Genomic DNA, 24783 nt, shown 5'->3' with positions numbered 1-24783 from the left:
ATCTATAACAATCCGAGTAATCTGCGGTGAATCCATGAACACCTACCGGTCACAACTATAAATCGGTCAATCAGAGGACATAAACGGGAGGAGCACGCAGACGGATGCCATCCTCCAACTTCGACAAACTAAGACGCGCCCTGCGAGGAACAGCCAGCATGCCCAACAAAGCACAGAAGCAGGGAATGGCAACCAACAGCACAGGAACGGAAGAAGCCACGTAGTGATCGAGAAAGAAGATGGTCTCGGCCTGACCCTGAGTGTGCTGATGGCCGGTTTTGAAGGGATGCGAATGCACAATGATGACCCCGTTCACCACATGTGAATGGGTGAACAGCAAGACTCCTCCCCAATACGTCAGAAACAACAGGGGAAGAAAATACTTCATGATGCGGCGCAGTTTCTCCAAAAACATTTGTCTATAATAAATTGTGGCGGCAAAGATAGGGGTATTTATACGACCAAACAAATTTTCAGTCTACCCACTTATAGGGATTTAGTGTACGATTAAAATGTCTCTGCGACTTTTATGGGAAAATAGGAGCTATCCGAAGAAATCTGAAAAAAAAGTTGTCTCTTTGCAACTTGGCGGGTGTATATTCCGTCTGACAGATAAAGAAAACAAAAAAATAAGCAACGAATAAAAGACTGACGAATATGAAACGTATCCTTATCCTATTCGGCCTGATGGCCGTCACCAGCCTGGGCATGCAGGCCGGAAACAGAACTGTAACTATCACTGCAAATGACATGAAACGCGTCATCGAGCTGCAAGACACCGTGATAGACGGCCAACGAACCACCGACACTCTGAGCATTACCACTTACGAAGGCACCGACTCCGGTGAAGCCGACAACGACGGCACCTACCACCACCGTCACGACAGCAGCAGCCCGCAATGGACGGGCTTCAACTTCGGCGATGATGTATCGGAAACTATCGTCGCCATAACGGCTATCATCTTCGTATTTGGCCTGCCCGCGCTACACATCTTCATCATCTTCTACTTCCGCTACAAGAGCCGAAAGGCCAAATATCGCCTGGCCGAACAGGCATTGGCTGCCGGACAACAGCTGCCTCCCGATTTTTTCAAGGATGCCAAGGAAACAGGAACAAAAGATCTGCGCAATCGAGGCATCAAGAACATTTTCTTAGGCATCGGGCTTTTCATCTTCCTGTGGGCCTTTACAGACGAATTCGGTCTGGGCTGCATCGGACTGCTCATCATGTTTACGGGATTCGGACAGGTGACTATCTATTATACCCAGCCGAAACAAGGCGACAGCCAGCCTATCACCCGCACGGAGCATAACGAAAAAAACACGCTTAATGCCGAAGACACAAACGAACCGGAAGCATGAGCCAACTCAACGACATATCGCTGATTACGCAGGTCGTGGTGTTCCACAACACCCGCGCCTTCGACCAACTGGTCAGGAAATACCAGTCGCCCGTAAGGCGCCTCTTCCTGAACCTGACCTGCGGCGACAGCGAACTGAGTGATGACTTAGCGCAAGACACCTTTATCCGTGCCTACACCAACCTGGCCTCCTTCAAGAACCTGTCCAGTTTCTCCACCTGGCTCTACCGCATTGCATACAACCAATATTATGATTATCTTCGAAGCCGAAAGGAGACAGACGATTTAGATACGGCGCGGGTAGATGCCCAATGCTGCGTGCGCCAGCCGGACACGGGCCTGCATTCAGACCTGCACCGTGCGTTGGCCACACTGAGAGACATCGAGCGTACCTGCATCACCCTCTTCTACTTGGAAGACCAAAGCATAGACAAGATCGCGAGCATTACCGGATGCCCCACGGGAACCGTAAAAAGCCATCTTTCGAGGGCCAAAGGAAAGATGGCAACATACTTAAAACAGAATGGTTATGACGGAAAATAATGACAAGTTACTGGAAAACTTCTTCGCCGGACAAAGGCAGGAAGTGGCCGACAACGGATTCACACGCCGCGTGATGCGCCGCCTGCCCCATCGAAGCAACCGCCTGGCACACCTATGGACAGCCGGAGGATTTACGCTGGCCGCCGTGCTGTTCGTCCTGCTGGACGGAGTGCAACTGGTGTGGGATACGCTGCGCGAGACGTTCACCACCACTATAGAAAACGGTATGATGCAGACAGATCCCAAATCACTGGCAGTGGCTGTTGTCGTACTGCTGTTTCTTATGTACAAAAAAATAGCTTCTTTGGCATAAAAACGACTTTTTCCCCTGCACAAAGAACCGTATTGTCCGTGAGATGTTATATCTTTGCTATCGTAAAAAAACTGACATGGCAAAGAAAGGTTTTATATATCATTTATTACTGACAACGGCATTACTATTCCATACGGGACATACCGTTGCCCAAACCATCCATAGCGACAGCATCGTCATGCACCGTCTGAAAGATATGGGTGCGCCGCTGGCTTACAATAACCGGGTGAAGCTACTTATGAGCGGCGAAGACAAGTTCATTGACCTGTTTGAAGCGATCCGAGGTGCACGCCACCATGTCCATTTGGAATACTTCAACTTCCGCAACGACTCCATTGCCGGAGCCCTTTTCCGGCTATTGGGCCAGAAGGTCAGGGAGGGTGTAGAAGTGCGTGCACTGTTCGATGCCTTCGGCAACCTGTCGAACAACCAGCCTCTGACAAAGGAACACATGAAAGCAATCCGCGAACAAGGCATCGAGATTGTCAAGTTCGACCCGATTACCTTCCCCTGGTTCAACCACGCCATACACCGCGACCACCGCAAGATCGTAGTCATTGACGGAAAGACAGGCTATACGGGCGGAATGAATGTGGCCGACTATTATATCAAGGGCCTGCCCAAGATCGGGGAATGGCACGATATCCATGCCCGAATCGAAGGCGATGCCGTCCGCTACCTGCAAGGTATCTTCCTGACCATGTGGAACCGTGAGACGGGGCAGCACATCGGCGGACCGGAATACTTCCCCGACGCACCCCAACTGCCGGACAGCATTGCTGAGGAGATTATGATTGTAGACCGTATGCCACGTGAGACACCACGCTCCATCAGCCGTGCGTACGCCACTTCCATCTGCGAAGCCGACAGCCTGATACGCCTCGTAAATCCTTACTTCGTACCTACCAAGTCCATCAAGAAAGCCATTAAACAAGCATTGAAGAAGGGGACGGAAGTGGAAATCATGGTTCCTTCAGTATCCGATGTACCCTTTACGCCCGAAGCGGCCTTCTACATCCTGCACAAACTGATGAAGAAAGGTGCCAAGATATACCTGTTCAACGGCGGTTTCCATCACTCCAAGGTTATGATGGTGGACGACAGCTTCTGCACCGTAGGTACGGCTAACCTAAACAGTCGCAGCCTGCGCTACGATTATGAGACGAATGCCTTCATCTTCGACCCCGAAACGACAGCCGAACTCACTGAAATGTTCAACAAAAACAAACAGAACAGTACGCTGATGACACCCGAATATTGGAAAGAACGATCGGCATGGAAGAAGTTTGTGGGGTGGTTTGCCCATCTGTTCACGCCGTTCCTCTGAAAATTCCCTACGGCCGTCTCTTCATTCTTTGCCTAAAAAGGTTACCTTTGCATCCCAATAAAGGAGTTACGCCATGAAACAATATTTAGACCTGCTCAACCGCATACTGACCGAAGGCGTCGAGAAAAGCGACCGGACCGGCACGGGCACCCTCAGCGTGTTCGGCCACCAAATGCGCTTCAACCTGGACGATGGGTTTCCCTGTCTCACCACCAAGAAGCTGCATTTGAAATCCATTATCTACGAACTGCTTTGGTTTCTCAAAGGTGACACCAACGTGAAGTACCTGCAAGATCATGGTGTACGCATCTGGAATGAATGGGCCGATGCAAACGGCGACTTGGGACACATCTACGGATACCAATGGCGTTCGTGGCCCGACTACCAGGGTAACTTTATCGACCAGATTAGCGAAGCCGTGGAAACCATCAAGCACAACCCCGACTCGCGCCGTATCATCGTGAGCGCTTGGAACGTAGGGGATTTGAACAACATGAATCTGCCGCCCTGCCACGCTTTCTTCCAGTTCTACGTAGCCAACGGACGACTGAGCCTGCAACTGTACCAACGCAGCGCGGACACCTTCCTGGGCGTACCTTTCAACATCGCTTCGTATGCCCTACTGTTGCAGATGATGGCACAGGTAACGGGTTTGAAGGCGGGCGACTTTATCCACACGCTGGGCGACGCACACATCTACCTGAACCACTTGGAGCAGGTGAAACTGCAACTGACGCGCGAACCTCGCCCCCTGCCGCAGATGATAATCAACCCGGACGTAAAGAGTATTTTCGACTTCCGGTACGAGGACTTCGAGCTGGCAAACTATAACCCGCATCCGCACATTGCAGGCAAAGTATCCGTATAACCCCGAAACAGAAAGAAAAGACATGATCAGCATCATAGCCGCCGTAGATCGCCGCATGGCCATCGGTTACCAGAACAAACTGCTCTTCTGGTTACCCAACGACCTGAAGCACTTCAAGGCACTGACCACTGGGCATACCATCATCATGGGCCGCAAGACCTTCGAATCGCTACCTAAAGGCGCCCTGCCTAACCGGCGCAACATCGTACTCTCGTCCAACCCCGCTGCCAACTGCCCCGGCGCAGAAGTATTCACTAACTTGGAAGAAGCCTTAGGACATTGCAGTACTGACGAAGAGGTCTATATCATTGGCGGCGAAAGCATCTACCGGCAGGCCATGCTGCTGGCCGACCGTCTCTGTCTGACAGAGATAGACGCAGAAGCTCCACAAGCGGACGCTTACTTCCCGCCGGTACGGTCTGAGACATGGCACGAAAAAAACAGGGATGTCCATCCTGCCGATGAAAAACATCCCTGTCCGTATGCTTTTGTAGACTATGTCAGGTACTAATGCCTGACATATCACAGCTTCCCCTTCATTCAATCTTCTTTCTGCTCCTCATCTTCTATCAGAATCGGCATCTGGCGCTTAATCACTTCGTGGAAGGAAATCAACGTTTCCGTCCGTGCCATGCCCAGCGGCTGTAGTTTCTCCTGAATAATATTCTGCAGGTGATGGTTGTTGCGGGCATAAAGCTTGATGAACATGTCGTACTTACCGGTAGTGATATGACACTCCACAATCTCAGGAATATTCTTCAAAGCCTTGATAACCGTATCTGATGAGGAGGGGTCTTTCAAATAGATACCGATGTACGCACACGTTTCATAACCGATCTTTTCGGGGTCAATGACATATTCCGAGCCTTTCAGTACTCCCAGATTGGTCAGTTTCTGAATGCGTTGATGAATGGCAGCGCCAGACACATCACAGACACGAGCCACTTCCAAGAAAGGAATACGGGCATTATCAGCTATCAGTTTCAGAATCTGCTCGTCCAAAGTATCCAATTGATGATGTCCCATTTTTAATTCTCTTTAATTATAATGACTAAAATTACTACGCTGCAAAGTTAGCGTTTTTTTCAGCAAAAAAGAGCGGGATTGTTACTTTTCTTGTATATATATGATAAAATCTGTATCTTTGCGTTTCCCATAAAAAGAAAAAGGTATGAAAAAATATGCATGCATGCTCATTCTGCTACTGACTGCCGGTACACTGGCTGCGCAGGACTTTTCGCAATATTTCACGGACATGACTCTCCGTGTGGACTATTTCTTTACCGGCAACGCCGAACATCAGGAGATCTGGGTAGACGAGCTGTCGGTACTGCCCGGCTGGAGCGGACGCAAGCACAATCTGGACCGGCTGCCCCTCACCGGCTGCGGACAAATAACGGTTCGCAAACAGGAAAACGGGACAGTCATCTACCGCACGTCTTTCTCTACCCTCTTTCAGGAATGGCTGGAAACCGACGAAGCCCACAAGGTGCAAAAAGGTTTTGAAAACACGTTCTTACTGCCTTATCCCAAACAACCGGTTGAAGTAGAAGTAACCCTCCTCGATAAACGTCTGAAGCCGAAAGCCAGCATGAAGCATACGGTAGATCCTGCCGACATCCTGATTCATCCGAAAGGATTTAACGGCGTGACGCCCCATAAATATCTGGTGCAAAGCGGGAACTCAGCCCGATGCATCGACGTAGCCATCCTGGCGGAAGGCTATACGGAGGCCGAAATGGAAACATTCTATCACGATGCATCCACTGTCTGTGAAAGTTTGTTCGGACACGAACCGTTTAAGTCGTTGAAGAACCGCTTCAACGTAGTGGCCGTAGCCAGCCCGTCGAAGGACAGCGGCATCAGCATTCCACGCCTGAACGATTGGAAACAAACCGCTTTCGGTTCACACTTCAGTACATTCTACTCCGACCGTTATCTGACAACTTCGCGCGTAAAGTCCATTCACGACGCACTGGCCGGCATCCCCTACGAACATATCATCATCCTGGCCAATACGGATGAATATGGCGGCGGAGGCATCTATAACGCCTATACACTAACCACTGCCCACCATCCGATGTTCCGCCCTGTGGTGGTGCACGAATTCGGACACAGTTTCGCCGGACTGGCCGATGAATACTATTATGACGACGACGTTATGACCGATACCTATCCGCTGGACGTGGAGCCGTGGGAACCCAACATCAGCACCCGCGTAGACTTTGCGTCGAAATGGGAAGATATGCTCGATAAGGGAACACCGATTCCCACCCCAACGACGGCAAGCAAAAGTTATCCGGTAGGAGTGTATGAAGGAGGAGGCTATTCCGCGAAAGGAATCTACCGCCCGGCTGACAACTGCCGGATGCGTACCAACGAATATCCGACGTTCTGCCCCGTCTGCCAGCGGGCCATCCAACGGATGGTGGAATTTTATACCGAATAAAAAACGATCATACATCCATAAACAATACACAAAGGACATATCCTTTTGCAGAACACCTACTCACGCAGTGCTTTGTGAGGGTTTCACACAGTGCTTCATGACAGGGTAACACAGTGCTTCATGACAGGGTAACACAGTGCTTCGTGAACCCCTCATACAGTGCTGAATGAGGATCTCATGCAGTGCTCCGTCAAGGGCACAAGTCATACATTGTAAACAAGCCACACTAAAGTTCCGGTACATAATATTCCCTTATAAAGGAAACAAAAAAGGGCACATCCATTTGGGATATGCCCTTTTTCCAATATTTATATCAACTATTACTCACGCGGCTTCGCAGAATAGTTAATCTTCAATGCATAAGCTTGACGGAGAGCCTCCTTGATTTCAGTAACAATACCCATCTTGGTGTCTTGGTCAATCTTCAAAGAAACAGTCATGTTCGGCTGATCCTCTTCTTTCATACTGGCACGCTCACCGTTGATGTAGTCGTACACTTCAGAAACTTCAGCAAAGCTGTCGTTCAATTGGATACGGCTCTCATCACCCAACTTCTTACGAAACTCAGCAGTCGGTTTACCTACATATATAAACGTCACCAAAGATTTCTTCTCAAGCTTTTCCAACTCTGTAGCTTGCGGAACCTTAAACTCAACCTTCAATGTTACCTCACGCATTGTTGTTACAATCATAAAGAAGAACAACAAAGAGAAGATAAGGTCAGGCAGAGAAGAAGTGTTCAACGCCGGCATTCCGCGTTTACCTGTTTTACTAAATTTTCCCATTACTTCTTTTCTCCGTACTTTTTAGGTTCTGCCTCAGAGATTACCTGAGGATAAATCTGACGTATAGCATCCTGCTGCTCTTCATTCAAATCAGCATAATCTTTCTGCCACTTAGACTGTGCCAGTTCATTACGCAATTCATTGTAGGCAACTACCAGTTCATTCTGTACAGCAATATATGCTTTATAGGACGTACCGCGGTCACAACGTAAAGAGATAACGTGGAATTTAGTTACCATCTGAGTTCCAAAGAAAGGAACTTCGACAGAGACTTTTTCCGGTAACTTTTCATCGTTGTATGGATTGGCAATGAATTCCTTTGCCTTTTCGCGCAGTTGTTCTACACTGACATAGTCACTTCCACACATCAACTGGTCATTAAAGTTCACGAAGACCTGCAAAATGTTGCGATCCTTAATTTCCTTATCTTCCTGCTTCTGGTTTTCCTGCGGTGGTTCGGGTAAACGTCTTGCCAAACCACGGTCGGTATCCATAGAGGTGGTAATCAAGAAGAAGATCAGCAACAAGAAAGCCATATCCGCCGTTGAACTGGAGTTGATTTCTGGAGTGCGTCTTTTTCCTTTAGCCATTTGTCTCTAATTATTTAAATTTCTTTGTAATTCCAAATCCGATGATTAACAATACTGTTACACCCATCAGAATATAGATCGTGTACAAGAACATATCGCTCAGTTTCAACCAGAAAGGAACGTTTTCACTTCCATCATAACCTGGTATTGCCAAAGCCTGCTCGCTGCCGATTACCCATGAGAAAATCATAACGACAACCAAGAACACTACTCCAAGAAGCGACTTGATGGTAGCCTTCGGAGAGTCGATGAAATTGGTAACCAACTGATAGATTGCAGCAACCAAAGTAACTGCGACCGTGACACCAAACAATATGTACATCCAATAGATAAGGAGATCTGTTTGTGCAGGCTCTGACAAAGAAGGATCTGCGACCAAACGTTGCTCCATCGGAGTCTCACCACCAAAGAAGAACATGGCTATCACAACAACTGTGAGAAGCAGCATGACCAACAAGGCTGAGCCCGAAATATTTTGAATTTTAAACTTCTTCATAATATCGCAGACAGTATAGATTATTTCTTATATTTCAAATCGTATTTGATAATCATATCCAACAGCGTGATAGAAGAATCTTCCATTTCGCTAGTCAGAGCTTCAATCTTAGAAAGGATGTAGTTGTAGAATACCTGAAGGATCAAGGCTACAATCAAACCGAAGATAGTAGTAATCAAGGCCACCTTCATACCACCTGCAACAACCGTCGGAGAAATATCACCTACCTGCTGGATCTTATCGAATGCCTCCACCATACCGATTACCGTACCCAAGAATCCCAGAGACGGAGCCATCGCGATGAACAGCGTGATCCAAGAACAACCTTTTTCCATGTAGCCGGCCTGAACACCACCGTAAGAAACTACGGACTTTTCAACTACATCTACACCTTGATCAAGTCTCATCAGACCCTGATAGTAGATAGAAGCAATAGGACCTCTTGTGTTACGGGCAATGTCTTTGGCACCTTCTACATCGCCTTTTTCCAAAGCTGCTTCAACAGCACCAACAAACTTCTTTGTGTTAATTTCAGCCAAGCTCAAGTAAACGATACGCTCGATACAGAATGCAAGACCGATAACCAATGCAATAGCAGGGAAACTCATGAAGAATGCAGAACCTTCGATAAACTTGGTCTTCAATTCTTTGTGAATACCACCTTCTTCTACCACTGCAGGAGCAGCAGCATCGTCAGCAGCTGCTTCTACGGCAGGAGCAGCCTGTTCTGTTTGTTCCGCTACAGGAGCATCCTGAGCTTTAGCAAGTTGAGTTGAGCCAAATGTTAAGACTCCCATCACAGCAACAATTGCAAATAACTTTTTCATTGTGTGTCTAATTTTTAAGATTAATTAATTAAATTGTTTGTTATTATGTTCATTTACTATTCGCCTTTTATTGTCTGTTGCGGAGAGAGGGGGATTCGAACCCCCGATACCCTTTAGGGGTATACACGCTTTCCAGGCGTGCCTCTTCAACCACTCGAGCATCTCTCCTTATCCATAATTTCCTCAAATCGGCTGCAAATTACAAAAAAAATTGCGAACCATCAGCATTTTCAGCTACAAATGTATTCTTTTTTTTGTTCTTGCATCGCATTCTTCGCGTATAATCTTTAATAAAATCCCTAAATTAATAAACTTTAAAATCTTTGCGTCCTTATTTGAGCATTCCAAACACTTTTAAAGCGCTTTCAGCTGTTTGCTTTGCTACCTCATCGGGCGTACACTGACAAGCCTCAGCAACCTTCAGCAAAACATACTGTATATAGGCGCTTTCATTTCTGCGTCCCCGATAGGGAACCGGAGTCAAATACGGAGAGTCTGTCTCCAACAAAATACGATCCAAAGGAACAGATGACAGCAATTCGGGCAGATGGGATTTCTTAAAAGTCACCACACCATTCACTCCTAAATAAAAGCCTGGAAATTCCAAGATACGCTGCGCTTCATCGGCTGTACCCGTAAAGCTGTGAAAGACTCCCCGAAGATTGGTAGAACGATAGTCTTCCAATACCTTATATATAGGTATAAACGCTTCACGGCAATGGATCACAACCGGCAAATCATAATCCAAAGCCCAATCCAACTGACGACGAAACACCTCCTCCTGCTCTTTCCGAAAAGTCTGATCCCAATATAAATCCATACCAATCTCGCCAATGGCTACATACTTCCGGTCTGCAGCCAATTCACGGGCAACCACAGCCAGTTCATTTTCATAATCTTCGGCACGGACAGACGTAGGATGAAGCCCGATCATCGGGAAGCAATACCCTTCATAGCGACGGCAAACATCCAGCATCGGCTGGAGAGTCGTACTGTCAATATTAGGCATAAAGATATGACTGACACCCGCCTGGCGCGCCCGTTCTATCACTTCAGGCAAGTCGTCGGCAAATTCTTCCAAAAAGAGATGGGAATGTGTATCAATTATTGTCATCAGTATTCTCCTTTTACTTTCATTTTCTCACTGGTTCGATAATAATAAACCAGTCCATACGAACGGCAAAGTTCGAGACGTTTTTCATTGGGAACTATCTGCTCAAACTTCGCTTCCACCTGATTCCAAATATCTAAAATCAGCGCATCGGCTTCCTGACGCATGGCTGCCAAGGCCTCCAAAGCACGAGCTGTGGCCGACTGAAAGTTTTTCTGCCTTTCGTACCCCTCTACAAAAATATCATAATGGACTTTCACCTTGGCAATGGTAGGATTATAAATAGGAATGCCTCCTTGTGAAACACGGCGGTTCTCTCCCTCGATTACCTTGCGCCCCCACTCTACCAAGGCCTGTTCGCTGGACAAATCGGGAAGGGAGTTTTGGGCATCCATGCCATAATATGCCTTATGAGAGAGACGTATCTCCGAACGTATCACGGCCAAATTGAGTACCTGAATGAAATGAGAAAGATATAGACGCGCCTTTTTTACATGCGACTGATGTTTCTTTCCAGCAGCAGCCTGCCTTTCATAACACTCCATATAGAAGAGGTGGGCTGCCTCAAAACGAGGCAGAAAATTTCTTGCAGCTCCAAGTACTTTGAAACTGAAAGGAATTCCATACGGATTGTCATAGGCATCGGCTTTTTCTATCGCAGCTTTCAAAGCCCGAATGCGAGCCTGATCCGTATTGGGTAATCTTCTATAGGGCATTTATATCTTACTAATTTAGACTTTCACAATTATGCCAATCACGACTCTCGATGCACCAGGGTTTCCAGCAGTACCTGCAACTCATGTTTGCGTTCGCCTGCCACCCCTACCTGCAAAAGGCTTTCTTCCGCCAGCCGGGTGTATTCATGGATTTTTCGCTCACACAATTCTTTGATGCCAATCTCGTCATACAGGCGCGTTACCGCTGCAATTTTCTCGGCCGGTACAAAATCAGCAGCAGCCAACCAATATTCCAATTCTTTCCGCTGGTCGTCAGAAGCACGTTCAAAAGCCTGTATCAACAAGTAGGTTTTCTTATTGCACAAGATATCACCACCAATATTTTTACCAAAGACTTTCGGGTCGCCATAAACATCCAGCAAATCGTCCTTCAACTGAAAAGCCAAGCCCATATCGACGCCATAGTCATACAGACGGTCAGCATCTTCCTGCAAAGCGCCGCCCAACAAGGCTCCCAACTTCAGACTGGCCGCAAGCAGGACAGAAGTCTTAAGCCGAATCATTTCCAGATACTCCGCTTCCGATACATCGCTGCGACTCTCAAATTCCATGTCAAACTGTTGTCCTTCACAGATTTCAAGGGCCGTCTGCCCGAACAAATCCATGACCGGCTTCAAAAGGTCGGCAGGACACCCTTCGGCCATATACCGATAGGCCAACACCAACATGGCATCGCCCGAAAGAATGGCCGTATTTTCATTCCAAACCTTATGTACTGTCGGCTTACCACGACGACGGTCTGCATTGTCCATCAAATCATCGTGCAATAAGGTATAATTGTGATACACCTCGATTCCCGTTGCCTGATTGAAAATTGTTTCTACATCTTCTTTATATAAGTTGTAAGCTAACAACATCAACACCGGGCGTATGCGCTTCCCTCCTAATGAAAGGACATAAGACACTGGTTCATAGAGCCCTTCAGGATGACGGGTAAACTGAAGGCCGGCAATATGGGCATTGATTTTTTCAAGCAGTTCGGATGATTTAAACATAACTAATCTCGGAAAGAAAAAGGAAGGGATAAGAACGAAAAGAGGCTGCTCATACGGCAACCTCTTCCCTTATTATCAACTATAAATTACTGCAACCTGAACATTACAGGTACCGTATATTTCACACGTACAGCCTTACCACGTTGCATACCGGGTTTCCACTTCGGCATGGAGTTAATCACGCGGAGAGCTTCCTTATCCAAATAGGGGTCCACACCACGGATAACCTTGGCATCTACGATACTACCGTCTGCATTTACTACGAACTGCACGGTTACACGACCTTGCGTACCGTTCTCCTGTGCGATAGTCGGATACTTGATATTCTTGCTCAGGAACTGCATCAAACCAGCCATACCACCATTAGGGAATTCCGGCATTTGTTCAACGACTTCAAAGATTTCCTGCTCTTCCACTTCTTCTTCCTCTACCGTAGGAGGCACGTAAGCGATTTCTACAGCCTGACCCGTTTCCTCAGAAGAAGCGATTTCTGTTGACTCGATATCCATATCGTCATCCACAATTGTCAAAGTCTCGACAATGGCGGGTGCTTCAGGAGGAGGCGGAGGAGTATTCATTTCCGGTTGTTCCGTAATAGGAATTTCAATTTCCTCTTCAAACACAAGGTCAGCTACAGCCTGGCTCATGTCAATCTTCACGTCACGGTCCGCCCATTCTAAAGAAACGAACATGAAAGCGAGCACAATCACATAACCGATGAGCAGCCAAGTCGATTTCTTATTCTCCAGGTCTGCCTTAGGCGATTTTTTTACTTCCATAATTTATTATTAATTTTAAAGTTTTCCATTGGGGGCAAATATAGCACTTTTCCTTCGAAATGTCACACACGGATGTTTTTTTTTACACATTCCATACCGCATTTTCATTTTTTTAATTGTTCAAAAGACTACATTCGCTTTTATGCTACAAATGTAACGAGATATTTTAAAAATACCCTTATCTTTGGCATGTTTTTTTGAACAAAAAAATGAAATGTTTTTGTTTTACGACGAAGAACGTCCCATTTGAACAGACAACCACCTTATTATATATAGGAAAAATGAGAAAGATAACTATCGCTATTGACGGATTTTCCTCCTGCGGCAAAAGCACCATGGCCAAAGACCTGGCCCGCGAAATCGGCTATATCTACATCGACAGCGGAGCCATGTACCGCGCCGTTACTCTGTACTGCATCGAGAACGGACTCCTGCACGACGGGCAGATTGACGTGGAAAAACTTCGGAACGAGATAAACAACATCCACATCACGTTCCGACCCAATGCGGAAACCAACCGTCCCGACACTTTCCTGAACGGCATGAACGTGGAGAACAAAATCCGCACCATGGAGGTTTCCTCGCATGTAAGCCCCGTGGCTGCCCTTGATTTCGTGCGCAAATACATGGTCAGACAACAGCAGGAAATGGGCCGTCAGAAAGGCATTGTAATGGACGGACGCGACATTGGCACCACAGTCTTCCCCGATGCCGAACTGAAGATATTCGTTACTGCCTCGCCTGAGATACGCGCCCAGCGCCGTTACGACGAGCTGAAAGCCAAAGGACAGGCCGTAAACTTCGCCGAAATACTGGAGAACGTGAAGCAACGCGACTACATCGACCAGCATCGAGAAGTAAGCCCCCTGCGCAAGGCCGATGACGCCCTGCTGCTGGACAACAGCCATCTGACCATCGAGCAACAGAAGACTTGGCTGACTGAGCAGTTCAAACGCGTGGCCGGCCAATAGGCCTCAACCTTTCTTGACTTGAAAAGCATTGCTTTCTAACCGGGAAAGCAATGTTTTCCAACCCGTAAAATACCGTTATATATATGGCAAAAATAGAAATAGACGAAGGATCGGGCTTCTGCTTCGGAGTGGTCAACGCCATCAGCAAAGCCGAAGAGGAGCTGGCCAAAGGCGGCATACTGTACTGTCTGGGCGACATTGTGCACAACAGCCGGGAAGTGGAGCGCCTCAAAGGAATGGGACTCGTCACCATCAACCACGACGAATTCAACCGCCTGCACAACGCCAAGGTGCTGCTCCGCGCCCATGGCGAGCCGCCCGAAACCTATGAAACGGCCCGCCGTAACCACATCGAAATCATAGATGCCACCTGCCCCGTAGTCCTCCGCCTGCAGAAAAAAATCAAGCAAGAATATACCCAAAATGCAGAAGAAGACAAGCAGATTGTGATTTACGGCATGAACGGGCATGCCGAAGTGCTGGGACTTGTCGGCCAGACGGAAGGAAAAGCCATCGTTATCGAGAAGCTGGAGGAAGCCAAGTCGCTCGACCTAAGCCATGGCATACGCCTCTACTCGCAGACAACCAAGTCGCTCGACGAATTTCAACGTATCGTAGAGTATATCAAAGAGCACATCTCGCCCGATATAACCTTCGAATATTACGACACTATCTGCCGGCAGGTAGCCAACCGCATCCCTAACATCCGCAAGTTTGCCGCCTCGCACGACCTGATATTCTTCGTCAGCGGCAAGAAGAGCTCCAACGGCAAAATGCTGTTCAGCGAGTGCCAGAAGGTGAATTTCAATTCGCACTTAATCGACAGCCCTGAAGAAATAGACACTTCCCTGCTGACAAAAGCATCCTCCATCGGCATCTGTGGAGCTACGTCCTCCCCCAAATGGCTGATGGAAGAAATCGCGGCTACAATCGAAAAGAAACTCCAAACTTCGGCAAATTAACGAAAATTATTACAGTGGCCCTAAGCTTTTTCGTATCTTTGCCACGTCATTTACTAACTCTAAAGAAAGATTGTTATGGGAAAAGTTAAGTGCATCGGCATCCTAACCTCCGGTGGAGACGCCCCGGGCATGAACGCAGCCATCCGTGCGGTGACACGCGCAGCCATCTACAACGGACTTCAAGTGAAAGGTATCTATAGAGGATATAAAGGTCTGGTGACCGGCGAAATCAAAGAATTCAAGAGCCAGAATGTAAGCAACATCATCCAGCAGGGAGGAACCATTCTGAAAACGGCCCGCTGCAAGGAATTCACCACGCCAGAAGGTCGTCAGCAGGCCTACGACAACATGAAGAAAGAAGGTATCGACGCCCTCGTTGTCATCGGAGGCGACGGTTCGTTGACCGGTGCCCGCATCTTTGCACAAGAGTTCGACGTGCCCTGCATCGGCCTGCCCGGCACCATTGATAACGACCTCTACGGTACAGATACCACTATCGGATATGATACGGCTCTGAACACTATCCTCGACGCTGTCGACAAGATCCGCGATACGGCTACGTCGCACGAACGCCTGTTCTTCGTTGAAGTCATGGGACGCGATGCAGGATTTCTGGCCCTGAACGGTGCCATTGCATCGGGTGCCGAAGCAGCCATCATCCCCGAATTCAGCACGGAAGTCGACCAATTGGAAGAATTCATCAAGAACGGTTTCCGCAAGTCAAAGAACAGCAGTATCGTACTGGTAGCCGAAAGCGAACTGACAGGAGGCGCCATGCACTATGCCGAACGTGTAAAGAATGAATATCCGCAATACGATGTACGTGTTACCATCCTCGGCCACCTACAGCGTGGTGGAAGCCCTACGGCTCACGACCGCATCTTAGCCAGCCGATTGGGCGCAGCCGCCATTGACGCCATTATGGAAGGACAACGCAATGTAATGATTGGTATTGACCATGATGAAGTGGTTTACGTACCCTTTACCAAGGCAATCAAAAATGACAAGCCCATCAAGAAAGAGTTGGTCAATGTATTACGGGCACTGTCTATCTAAGAAAAGCAATAGAAATCTCCAAAGTTTCCAACTAAAAGCCGGACATTCTCCATACGGAATGCCTGGCTTTTCATTTGAAACCGTTACACTCTCCTTCCGAAACTAAAGCCATTTCTTTACAAGCTGCTCTGTCCGCTCCCACAATTCCTTCGTCTGCTTGTGGTGTATAAATTGTTCAGAGAGTTGTTTAGGATGACAACTGACATTTAATGTCCCTGTACGTTCCCCTGCTTCCTTATCCAACAAAAGGCTGACCGCCGTTGCCGCCCCTTGACGTGGTGTACGGATAAAAGGGCGGAAAAAAATATCAGTCAACGGATCGAACCACATGTGCATCGTAATAATATCCGTCGAAACGACACCCGGATCAGCCGCATTGACCACAATCCCCTTGTCTTTCACACGTTCGGCAAGTTCAAGTGTAAACAAAGTCAATGCCAATTTAGTATTACTATAAATAGGAATACGCCAAAAACTACCCTTCTTGCCTCTCAAAAAGAAATCCGGGAAATCCAGCCGTCCGATAGCATAAGTACATGAAACCATATTGACCACGCGGGTTCCCTCCCCCATCAGCGGAAGTAATTTTCGTGTCAACAAATAAGGTCCGACATAATTGACACTAACTGTACGCTCCAATCCGTCTACCGTTATGCGACGTTCCGTCTCCATTGTACCGGCATTGTTCATTAGCAGAGATACGCTTTCGCCACGTTCCAACAGGTAATCGGCAAAAGCTGCTACCGTTTCCAACGAAGCAAGGTCAATTCTCCGCACCTCGATATCTGCATTTCCTGTTTCTTCGATCAGCTTTTGTCTCTTTTCTTCTGCCTTCTGCGGCTCATAGCATGCCATCAATATACGATAGCCGGCCAATGCAACAGCACGGGTTATTTCCGTTCCCATACCTCCATCGGCCCCTGTTATTACAGCTAACTTCTTTTCCATTATTATCCTCGACTTTCTATTCGTTCGATTTCTTTTTTCAAACAAGGAGGAAGCTCCTCCTTCAGATGCTGATGACAAGCCATATCGACAGTGTACATGCGAGCAATGCAATAATTACTATGCCTGCAAGAACAGCGGGCATGTTCCTCTTCACGCATACGATTGACAAAGCCTGGCTCATTAAGCAGGGCGCGTCCCATCTGTACGGCCTCGAAACCCTGCTCCAACACTTCGTCAATCTTTTGCCGGGCCACCAGTCCGCCTACATAAACCAAAGGCATATCAAGCGCAGCTCTGAATTTCAAAGCATCTTCCAAGAAATATGCCTCCTTGAAAGGAACAGCAGGTATCATCCACTTACCCACCATACGGACTCCGTATTTCAACCACCAACAGGTCATGTAGTGGGTCATCGTGCGGATAGGCATCTCACCACGCATCACATACATCGGCGCCTTGCTGACAAAGCCTCCACTCAACACCAAGGCATGTGCTCCTGATTGTTGCAGTCTGCGGGCCACCTGCAAGGATTCGCCCAGCTCCATTCCTCCACGAAAACCGTCGCGCATGTTCATTTTCACCAATACAGCCATGTCGTTGCCGGCTGCCTTCATCACTTCATCCATCACCATATCCATGAAACGCATGCGATTTTCCAGCGAACCTCCAAATTCATCCTTTCGATGGTTAGTGGAAGGAGAAAGGAACTGGCTGATAAGATAGCCATGACCTGCATGAATTTCTACCGCATCGAATCCGGCCTCACGAGCCCAATTAACCGAACGGCCATAGGCACGCGCCATCTCGGACAACTCATCTGCCCGAAGTCCCCGAACGAATGTAGGAGAATACAAATTGAATCCCGTACTCGCTCCCACCGGCAAGCAGCCGCAGATACTCTTGTGGGACATGTTGCCACAATGCCCCAACTGGATACTGACGGCAGCTCCCTCGGCATGAACAGCATCTGTCAGGCGACGAAGCCCGGGGATAATCTCAGGACGCATCCACAACTGGCGGTCGAATGAAAGCCCGCTACGGGTCACGGCCGCATAGGCAACAGTCGTCATGCCTACCCCGCCGGCCGCAACCGAACGATGATAATCGAGCAACTGCTCTGAAGGTTTATTGCCCGGGCACATGCTCTCAAAGGCCGCTGAACGGATAGTACGATTACGTAATGTCAGCGGTCCGAAGGTAATTGGAGTAAATAGTTTCGAACTCATAATTCTATCTGATTTTAGAAAAGTATGTTTTAAGGAAGTGATTGCAGTCTTTCAAGACCCGGAAAGCATCGTTTTATAAAAGCCATGTCGCAAGCCTTCTCTGAACATAGCAATACATCACCTCTATTTTCTACAACTCAAAGCATCTTTTCTCCTTTTTTCATCCTCAATATATATAAGGTATAATCCGTTTTCTACGCCCCACTGCTTCGTTACCGAACTCCTTACGATAATGCTTGTGTATAGCATCGGCTCGAGGAACCAGATTGGCTGCCGTCCACCAAACAAACACCCACGCCGCAGGCGAAGCAGTCAGCAAGGCGAAACCCGTCCACTCTACCAGTTCTCCGAAATAATTGGCCGACGTAACATAACGGTACATCCCCTTGCAAGGCAGATAATGCCGATTGTCACCCGGCTTGCGCAAGTGACGGATAACGTGGTCGGAATGCAGATTGATGCCCATACCTGCAATGAACAACACGAATCCTATGACGGAAAGGGGACGCATCAACCAAATCCATCCATCGGCATACCCTTCGGGCGCGTACCAGAAAATTCCACCAGCCTGCATCAATCCGTTCAAGACATTGAACACAATACCCATCGCCATAATAGCTAACGGCATGCGGCTGCGTCCTTTCATCAATAATGGAAAGACAAACGAGCGCTGCAAATAATGCAATTCAAACAGAAGCAGGAACAAGAATTGTGGAGCAGAAAAACCAACCCCGCTTACCGTCCACAAACCCAACATTACAAAAAAGACAGGAGCCTCCATCAGTACCCAAGCCACTTTGTTGGATATAGACCAACCCCACGAAGCTGTACGAAACATGCCGTAACCCGCTTTTACATAATAGAGGGCTATGAAAACGAGCAATGCAACACCGCTCATTACCCATAAAAAAAGATGAAATTGATGCAAAGACATAAGTATTCTCTATTTAAGACACACAAATATAGCGAAAAAAACATTGCAACGCCCTTCTTTTATTTTATCTTTGCACTATTGTAACAGCAACTGTCCAATAAAACATTTTATTGATAAAAAGACTGATCTATTTTTAATATATCCCTATCGAAACAAGCAGGCATGACAAGTTATATTCTTCTCGAAAACATCCGTTTTTTTTCTTATCACGGCGTAGCTCCCCAAGAAACGACCGTAGGCAATGAATTCGTCGTATCACTGCGATTGAAGACAGACATTACGCGTGCAATGGGAAGTGACGACGTTGCCGATGCTGTCAATTACGCAGAAATCCACCAGGCCGTAAAAGAAGAAATGGACATTCCCTCCAAACTGCTTGAACATATTGCAGGACGTATTGTCCGTCGTCTCTTCAACGATTTCCCGACTATCGAAAGCATTGACCTGAAACTGTCCAAACGCAATCCGCCTATGGGAGCTGACATTGAGACGGCAGGAGTAGAGGTGCATGCAGAAAGGCAGGCATTACAAGCCTGAAAAACGCTTTTTCCCCTTCAGATAGTAACGTATCAGAATGCTGTAACCCGCACGCTCAGGTATCACCGACGTACATGCTTTCTTTTCGTTCTCCTCCCGCGACAGGCGGAAAGAGGAACGAAGCCGGCCATACTCCTGACGGGCCTGCCATACGGCACGGGCATTGTTCCGCCGGCCCTTCAGCAGGAAAACAAGAGCGGCCACTTGGTCGAACAGCCAACGGACACGCATCACCCTGCCCAATTCTTCGGAAGGCAGGTTCTTATAGAGCATCAACAGATTGTTACGGAAATTCAGGAATGTCTTTCGGGGATCTTCTTTCTTCAGCGTGGCACCGCCTACATGGTAAACTACACTTTGAGGAATACATACCAACTGACGGCCTCGGGCACGAAGACGCCAACATAAATCAATCTCCTCCATGTGAGCAAAGAAGCGGCCATCCAGTCCACCTGCCGCCCAATAATCTTTCAGACGAATGAACAAAGCAGCCCCTGTTGCCCAAAAGACAGGAACAGTCGTATCGTATTGCCCCTCATCCTTTTCAACGACGCCCATGATACGGCCGCGACAGAAAGGATAACCATAGCAATCAATGAAACCGCCGGCTGCACCCGCATACTCGAAAGCGGTCTTGTCGTGCCAGCTCAGTAACTTGGGTTGGCAAGCAGCGACCTCCGGGTGAGTATCCATATAGGCAAAAAGCGGCTGCAACCAATGAGCCGTCACCTCCACATCCGAGTTCAACAAGACTACATATTCCGCCTCCACCTGCCGCAAGGCCTTATTATAGCCGTCGGCAAATCCCCAGTTCTTTTCCAACAAAATAAGACGTACCGTAGGAAATTCTTCCCGAACAAGCCGGACTGAAGCATCCGTAGAACCATTGTCAGCGACATATACAACGGCCCCCTCCGCTTCGGAATGAGCCACAACCGAAGGCAGGAAAGAACGAAGCATTTCGCATCCATTCCAGCTTAATATTACGACAGCCACCTTTTCCATATTCTCCATCGTTCTTTTCTGCGGTTTATTTTAAGGGAAAGCCTTTCAAGGCGGTACCCTCCCCGTTCCATTCACCCAACCGAAGAGTGACTACACAGTTGTCGAACGCATCATCATGGGGTACTTCTACCCGTATGTAATTAGGTGTAAAGCCGTGCATAGATGCACCAGACTTGGATTTTTCCAACAATACAGGCAGGGTCTGTCCGACATGCTTTTCGTAGAAAGCCCTGGTTTTCATATCAGACAGATCCAGCAGACGCTGGCTGCGGCGATGTTTTTCATCGGCCGCCACGACGTAGTCTATCTTCAACGCCTGCGTATTCGGTCGCTCGGAATAGCTGAACACATGCAACTGGGTGACATCCAGTCCTTCTATAAAGCGATAGGTTTCCTCGAAATACACTTCCGCCTCGCCACGCGTTCCCACAATGACATCCACACCGATAAAAGCGTCGGGCAGCACTTCCTTGATTTTCCGAACTTTCGCGGCAAACAAAGCTGTATCGTACCGACGACGCATCAGCTTCAGCACTGCATCCGAACCCGATTGCAGCGGAATATGAAAATGGGGCATGAACCGCTTGGAATGCGATACGAAGTCGATAATCTCATCGGTCAGCAGATTAGGCTCGATGGACGAAATGCGGTAACGTTCAATGCCTTCTACCTCGTCCAGCGCCTTTATCAGGTCAAAGAATGTCTCGCCGGTAGACTTGCCGAAGTCACCGATGTTGACTCCCGTCAATACGATTTCTTTTCCACCCTCGGCCGCTGCCTGCCGTGCCTGTTCCACCAGCGAAGCAATGCTGCCGTTGCGGCTGCGGCCACGGGCAAAGGGAATGGTACAATAGGAACAGTAGTAATCGCATCCATCCTGTACTTTCATAAAGAAACGGGTGCGGTCGCCACGCGAACACGACGGAACAAACGAACGGATGTCTTTCAAAGCCGACGTAAAGGCTTCACCTGCCTCATGCTTCTGGAGGTTGCCCAAGTATTGCAGCAAATCTTTTTTCTGCTCGGCTCCCAAAACCACGTCTACGCCTTCGATATGGGCCACCGCATCCGGCTTCAGCTGCGCATAACATCCCGTCACTACCACAAAGGCACCCGGATGTTGCTTCACTAACCGATGAATGGCATGACGGCACTTCTTGTCGGCCACTTCGGTCACCGAACAGGTATTCACCACGCATATATCGACCTTTTCCCCTCTTCGGGCTGTACGCACTCCGGCTTCCTTCAACATCTTGCCGATAGTAGACGTTTCCGAAAAGTTCAGCTTGCAGCCCAGTGTATAATATACTGCTGTCTTATTCTGATATATATTGGTATCAATCATATTTTGCTCACATAACTTTTGATGCGGATGCAAAGTTACACATTATTATTCTATATTTCATTATTTCATCACCCGACATAGGCCATTCAGAGGCAGGCATTGAAAAAAATATAAAAAAAGTTGGGCTTTCGAGAATAACGTATCTAAAAAGTCTCTATCTTTGCCGACGTTTTAATAAGGCAATTGATTGTAGTACATTTTTTAAAGTAAAAAGAAAATGAAAAAATTAGTTTTGATGGCAGTAGCTATCGTAGCAGTATCTTTCGCATCTTGTGGTAACAAAGCAGCTAACGCTGAACAAGCAGCAGCTGATTCTATCCGTATCGCTGACTCTATCGCAGCTGTTGAAGCAGCGGCAGCTGAAGCAGCAGCCCAGGCAGCTGATACTGTAGTAGCTGACACTGTTGTAGCTGAATAATTCAGCACAATAAACGGAGAGAGAATTGAAAGTCTGACGTGCGAAAGCACACCAGACTTTTTTAATTTTATACACCCTTTATGAAAACTATTATCAAGTATTAGGCCTAAATGAAGGTGCAACATTATGACTATCTATAACAGCATTAACAATGTGCACCGAGACGTTCGCAGTTATGTTTCCATCTATTCTTTGTGGAAAAAGAACCGTTGAATTGGGAATGTAAGGACGAAAATGTAACTTTGCCATAATGAAAAAACTAATACCTAAAGTTACAAAAACTTTGTGCAGAAAAAAGGTTGTGCCAATATCTGACACAACCTCTCCTTGCTAAGAATGTCTATTTTAAAACCTCCCGATCTTACTCATAGACCAGTTTCTCAGAGTTGTAAATCTATGATAATCTTGTTTGTTTATTAATATCCCGGATTTTGATCGGCAGAAGTCAATTCTTCGTTTGCATCAATTGCTGCTTGTGGAATAGGCCATAAAAATTTCCCTCCGATAATTGATGCGGCATTGCCTTTCAGATGGGGATTATACAAGTTGTTGTATTCAACGAGTTTACCTGTACGGCGGAGATCCATACGGCGGTAACCGTTTCCGTACATTTCGCAAGCTGATTCTTTCAGAATGGCATCAATGTCAATGCTTGTTGCATCGGCAAGGCCTGCGCGTTTGCGTACAGTGTTCAAGCGTGCGAGTGCTGTTCCGTCATTTCCTGCCTTGAGATAAGCCTCAGCAGCGACGAAGAAGATTTCGGGCAATGTGATGACATGCAAATCACGAAAGCTCTTTCCAGCACTGTATTGTGCAGTCTTGCTGTCGTCGAACTTGCGACAAGGATGCACCGCCCAACTTTTCTTTTGTGATTCTTCGAAATCATATTTTGTAATGATGCCGTCAGGATATTCTTTGAGGTCTTCCATGTAAGTTGACATTGGTTCCATTTGGGCTGTCATTTCACTTTGCGGAATAATGAATGTCTCAGCGCGGTTAACTGGGTCTTCGGCACGCCATGCAGCAACCGATGCTGCATCACATTCCCAATATGCAGGATAATATACACCGACCATTTTACCCATTGCTGTATTTCCGTTGCTATAATAAGAGAAATAGTCTCCCAATGGTGATCCGTTCTCTTTGAAGCCCTGCGCAGGATCCCATGCTTTCTTCACTAATAATGTTTTCAAAAAAGTGGCATCGTAGCGTTTGTCCCCTTTTTCAAAACATCTTAGTGTATGCATGAGAGGAATACATTGTGAAGAACCGTTCTTCATGCCTTCTTCAGCACCACCGTAGTAGTTGGAGTAGAACGACTGCCAACGGTTACCTGCATTCTGATCATGAGCACTGTTATAATCGTATTCTATGTCAAAAATAAATTCGGCATCATCGTCACCCGAACTGTCAGCTGCCCATAAATCGGCAAATTCAGTAGTTAATGAACGACCATTGATAACCTCGTCGGCATATTTGGCAGCTTCGGTAAAGTAAGATTGGTTATTCAGGTCCCATGCAGCAGAAAGATAGGTCTTTGCCAGCAATGCTTTAGCGGCTTCAATACTAGCTTCCCCTCCGCCTTTTGTTGCACTGGAACTTGTCAGTCTGTTATTGGAAATGATGCTTTTCAACTCATCTATAATATAAGTATATATTTGTTCAGCTGTTGCACGCGGATAACCTTTGATAGCTGTACTGGTATACTCTGTGACTAACGGTACACCACCGTAATTATTAACCAACAGGTAGTAGAACATGGCCTGTACAAAGCGGCCTTCATCTATTGCCTTTTGCTTTACATCATCACTGACATTTGCTGCCGGTGCATAGTATTGAATGGAAAGGCAAGAACGGATACCATCATAACACTCGGTATAGAAAGTTTTAACCTTGCCATGTTCTGGAGTAAAGTTTGACCAACGGTGGAGTGCAGCATCAATATCGTTGCGTCCGTCTTGATAAAGGTCAGTCCCCGCGTTAAAATATACCGGTGCATCTGCACTGTTATATATATCAGTCAGTTGGGCGTATGCATCATAAACGAGAGATTGAAAACCTGACGCAGTACTGAAATAATCAATATCCGTCACAGAACTCTTATTATCCGGTGTAAGAAAGTCATCACAACCAGCCAATGTCATGGAAACAATCATGAACATTGCATATGGTAATTTTTTATATATTTTCATAGCTCTTA

At 47.2% G+C, this 24783-nt stretch carries 28 protein-coding genes and 1 tRNA gene; 12 read left to right on the top strand and 17 right to left on the bottom strand.

Annotation, left to right across the window (positions count from 1 at the left end; all coding sequences use genetic code 11):
• Positions 1–70: 70 nt before the first annotated feature.
• Positions 71–415, bottom strand: coding sequence for a hypothetical protein (locus Q0Z70_RS00825; RefSeq protein WP_298071720.1), 345 nt, complete (start codon positions 413–415; stop codon positions 71–73).
• Between the two features lie 242 nt (positions 416–657).
• On the opposite strand from Q0Z70_RS00825, the gene Q0Z70_RS00820 reads away from it, so the two are divergent.
• The 6 genes from Q0Z70_RS00820 (at position 658) to Q0Z70_RS00795 (ending at position 4923) form a co-directional block, all read left to right on the top strand.
• Positions 658–1362 (top strand): DUF6249 domain-containing protein, encoded by a 705-nt coding sequence (locus Q0Z70_RS00820; protein ID WP_298071718.1) that lies wholly within the window; start codon positions 658–660, stop codon positions 1360–1362.
• The gene (locus tag Q0Z70_RS00815) at positions 1359–1904 is read left to right on the top strand and encodes a sigma-70 family RNA polymerase sigma factor (RefSeq protein WP_298071716.1); all 546 of its coding nucleotides are present in this window, start codon (positions 1359–1361) and stop codon (positions 1902–1904) included. The genes Q0Z70_RS00820 and Q0Z70_RS00815 overlap by 4 nt, the downstream gene beginning before the upstream one ends.
• A complete protein-coding gene (locus Q0Z70_RS00810; protein WP_298071714.1) occupies positions 1891–2217 on the top strand; it encodes a DUF5056 domain-containing protein in 327 nt (108 codons plus the stop codon). Before Q0Z70_RS00815 ends, Q0Z70_RS00810 begins: the two co-directional genes overlap by 14 nt.
• Before the next feature lie 178 nt (positions 2218–2395).
• A complete protein-coding gene (cls, locus tag Q0Z70_RS00805; protein WP_366807069.1) occupies positions 2396–3544 on the top strand; it encodes a cardiolipin synthase in 1149 nt (382 codons plus the stop codon).
• Positions 3545–3617: 73 nt separating this feature from the next.
• Positions 3618–4412 carry a thymidylate synthase gene (locus Q0Z70_RS00800; RefSeq protein WP_298071710.1) on the top strand — a complete coding sequence of 265 codons (795 nt, stop codon included), beginning with the start codon at positions 3618–3620 and terminating at the stop codon, positions 4410–4412.
• A gap of 22 nt (positions 4413–4434) precedes the next feature.
• Positions 4435–4923: a dihydrofolate reductase gene (locus tag Q0Z70_RS00795; RefSeq protein WP_298071708.1), complete on the top strand. Its 489-nt coding sequence runs from the start codon at positions 4435–4437 to the stop codon at positions 4921–4923.
• A gap of 29 nt (positions 4924–4952) precedes the next feature.
• Here Q0Z70_RS00795 and Q0Z70_RS00790 read toward each other — a convergent pair whose 3' ends face one another.
• On the bottom strand, positions 4953–5438 hold the full coding sequence (locus tag Q0Z70_RS00790; protein WP_298071706.1) for an Lrp/AsnC ligand binding domain-containing protein: 486 nt from the start codon (positions 5436–5438) through the stop codon (positions 4953–4955).
• Between the two features lie 145 nt (positions 5439–5583).
• Here Q0Z70_RS00790 and Q0Z70_RS00785 point away from each other — a divergent pair, with 145 nt between their 5' ends.
• Positions 5584–6861 carry an IgA Peptidase M64 gene (locus Q0Z70_RS00785; protein ID WP_298071704.1) on the top strand — a complete coding sequence of 426 codons (1278 nt, stop codon included), beginning with the start codon at positions 5584–5586 and terminating at the stop codon, positions 6859–6861.
• Positions 6862–7181: 320 nt separating this feature from the next.
• On the opposite strand, the gene Q0Z70_RS00780 is transcribed toward Q0Z70_RS00785, so the two are convergent.
• The 9 genes from Q0Z70_RS00780 to Q0Z70_RS00740 form a co-directional block, all read right to left on the bottom strand.
• Positions 7182–7646, bottom strand: coding sequence for a biopolymer transporter ExbD (locus tag Q0Z70_RS00780; RefSeq protein WP_298071702.1), 465 nt, complete (start codon positions 7644–7646; stop codon positions 7182–7184).
• The gene (locus tag Q0Z70_RS00775; RefSeq protein WP_298071700.1) at positions 7646–8236 is read right to left on the bottom strand and encodes a biopolymer transporter ExbD; all 591 of its coding nucleotides are present in this window, start codon (positions 8234–8236) and stop codon (positions 7646–7648) included. Before Q0Z70_RS00775 ends, Q0Z70_RS00780 begins: the two co-directional genes overlap by 1 nt.
• A gap of 10 nt (positions 8237–8246) precedes the next feature.
• Entirely contained in the window at positions 8247–8732 is a 486-nt protein-coding gene (locus Q0Z70_RS00770) for a hypothetical protein (protein ID WP_298071698.1), read from the bottom strand.
• 20 nt (positions 8733–8752) lie between these two features.
• A complete protein-coding gene (locus Q0Z70_RS00765) occupies positions 8753–9559 on the bottom strand; it encodes a MotA/TolQ/ExbB proton channel family protein (protein WP_298071696.1) in 807 nt (268 codons plus the stop codon).
• A gap of 80 nt (positions 9560–9639) precedes the next feature.
• Positions 9640–9727, bottom strand: a tRNA-Ser gene (locus Q0Z70_RS00760).
• 163 nt (positions 9728–9890) lie between these two features.
• A complete protein-coding gene (locus Q0Z70_RS00755) occupies positions 9891–10673 on the bottom strand; it encodes a TatD family hydrolase (RefSeq protein ID WP_298071694.1) in 783 nt (260 codons plus the stop codon).
• Complete coding sequence (locus Q0Z70_RS00750; protein WP_298071691.1) at positions 10673–11386, bottom strand: hypothetical protein; 714 nt, start codon at positions 11384–11386, stop codon at positions 10673–10675. The genes Q0Z70_RS00755 and Q0Z70_RS00750 overlap by 1 nt, the downstream gene beginning before the upstream one ends.
• 38 nt (positions 11387–11424) lie before the next feature.
• On the bottom strand, positions 11425–12402 hold the full coding sequence (locus Q0Z70_RS00745; protein ID WP_298071689.1) for a polyprenyl synthetase family protein: 978 nt from the start codon (positions 12400–12402) through the stop codon (positions 11425–11427).
• 86 nt (positions 12403–12488) lie between these two features.
• Entirely contained in the window at positions 12489–13181 is a 693-nt protein-coding gene (locus Q0Z70_RS00740; RefSeq protein ID WP_298071687.1) for an energy transducer TonB, read from the bottom strand.
• Positions 13182–13462: 281 nt separating this feature from the next.
• Here Q0Z70_RS00740 and cmk point away from each other — a divergent pair, with 281 nt between their 5' ends.
• The 3 genes from cmk (at position 13463) to pfkA (ending at position 16170) form a co-directional block, all read left to right on the top strand.
• Positions 13463–14152 carry a (d)CMP kinase gene (gene cmk / locus Q0Z70_RS00735; RefSeq protein WP_298071685.1) on the top strand — a complete coding sequence of 230 codons (690 nt, stop codon included), beginning with the start codon at positions 13463–13465 and terminating at the stop codon, positions 14150–14152.
• An 83-nt stretch (positions 14153–14235) separates the two neighbouring features.
• Entirely contained in the window at positions 14236–15114 is an 879-nt protein-coding gene (locus Q0Z70_RS00730) for a 4-hydroxy-3-methylbut-2-enyl diphosphate reductase (protein WP_298071683.1), read from the top strand.
• A gap of 75 nt (positions 15115–15189) precedes the next feature.
• The gene (gene pfkA / locus Q0Z70_RS00725) at positions 15190–16170 is read left to right on the top strand and encodes a 6-phosphofructokinase (protein WP_298071681.1); all 981 of its coding nucleotides are present in this window, start codon (positions 15190–15192) and stop codon (positions 16168–16170) included.
• A 102-nt stretch (positions 16171–16272) separates the two neighbouring features.
• Here the strand turns inward: pfkA and Q0Z70_RS00720 are convergent, their stop codons facing one another.
• The 3 genes from Q0Z70_RS00720 to Q0Z70_RS00710 all read right to left on the bottom strand — a co-directional run bounded on the left by Q0Z70_RS00720 (position 16273) and on the right by Q0Z70_RS00710 (position 19278).
• Complete coding sequence (locus Q0Z70_RS00720; protein WP_298071679.1) at positions 16273–17118, bottom strand: SDR family oxidoreductase; 846 nt, start codon at positions 17116–17118, stop codon at positions 16273–16275.
• 2 nt (positions 17119–17120) lie between these two features.
• Entirely contained in the window at positions 17121–18344 is a 1224-nt protein-coding gene (locus Q0Z70_RS00715) for an NADH:flavin oxidoreductase (RefSeq protein ID WP_298071677.1), read from the bottom strand.
• A gap of 166 nt (positions 18345–18510) precedes the next feature.
• Entirely contained in the window at positions 18511–19278 is a 768-nt protein-coding gene (locus Q0Z70_RS00710) for a DUF1295 domain-containing protein (protein WP_298071675.1), read from the bottom strand.
• A 162-nt stretch (positions 19279–19440) separates the two neighbouring features.
• Between Q0Z70_RS00710 and folB the strand changes: the two genes are divergently transcribed.
• Positions 19441–19815 (top strand): dihydroneopterin aldolase, encoded by a 375-nt coding sequence (gene folB, locus Q0Z70_RS00705; protein ID WP_298071673.1) that lies wholly within the window; start codon positions 19441–19443, stop codon positions 19813–19815.
• On the opposite strand, the gene Q0Z70_RS00700 is transcribed toward folB, so the two are convergent.
• Entirely contained in the window at positions 19804–20820 is a 1017-nt protein-coding gene (locus Q0Z70_RS00700; RefSeq protein WP_298071798.1) for a glycosyltransferase family 2 protein, read from the bottom strand. The two genes, folB and Q0Z70_RS00700, sit on opposite strands and share 12 nt — an antisense overlap.
• A 25-nt stretch (positions 20821–20845) precedes the next feature.
• Positions 20846–22165: a tRNA (N(6)-L-threonylcarbamoyladenosine(37)-C(2))-methylthiotransferase MtaB gene (mtaB, locus tag Q0Z70_RS00695; protein ID WP_298071671.1), complete on the bottom strand. Its 1320-nt coding sequence runs from the start codon at positions 22163–22165 to the stop codon at positions 20846–20848.
• Between the two features lie 217 nt (positions 22166–22382).
• On the opposite strand from mtaB, the gene Q0Z70_RS00690 reads away from it, so the two are divergent.
• A complete protein-coding gene (locus Q0Z70_RS00690) occupies positions 22383–22583 on the top strand; it encodes a hypothetical protein (protein ID WP_298071669.1) in 201 nt (66 codons plus the stop codon).
• Positions 22584–22999: 416 nt separating this feature from the next.
• On the opposite strand, the gene Q0Z70_RS00685 is transcribed toward Q0Z70_RS00690, so the two are convergent.
• A complete protein-coding gene (locus tag Q0Z70_RS00685; protein WP_298071667.1) occupies positions 23000–24775 on the bottom strand; it encodes a RagB/SusD family nutrient uptake outer membrane protein in 1776 nt (591 codons plus the stop codon).
• Between the last annotated feature and the right edge of the window lie 8 nt (positions 24776–24783).

This window comes from uncultured Bacteroides sp. (assembly GCF_947632445.1).
GTDB lineage: Bacteria > Bacteroidota > Bacteroidia > Bacteroidales > Bacteroidaceae > Bacteroides.
Note: the sequence above shows the minus strand (reverse complement) of the source record. Positions and strands in the feature narration are given on the sequence as shown.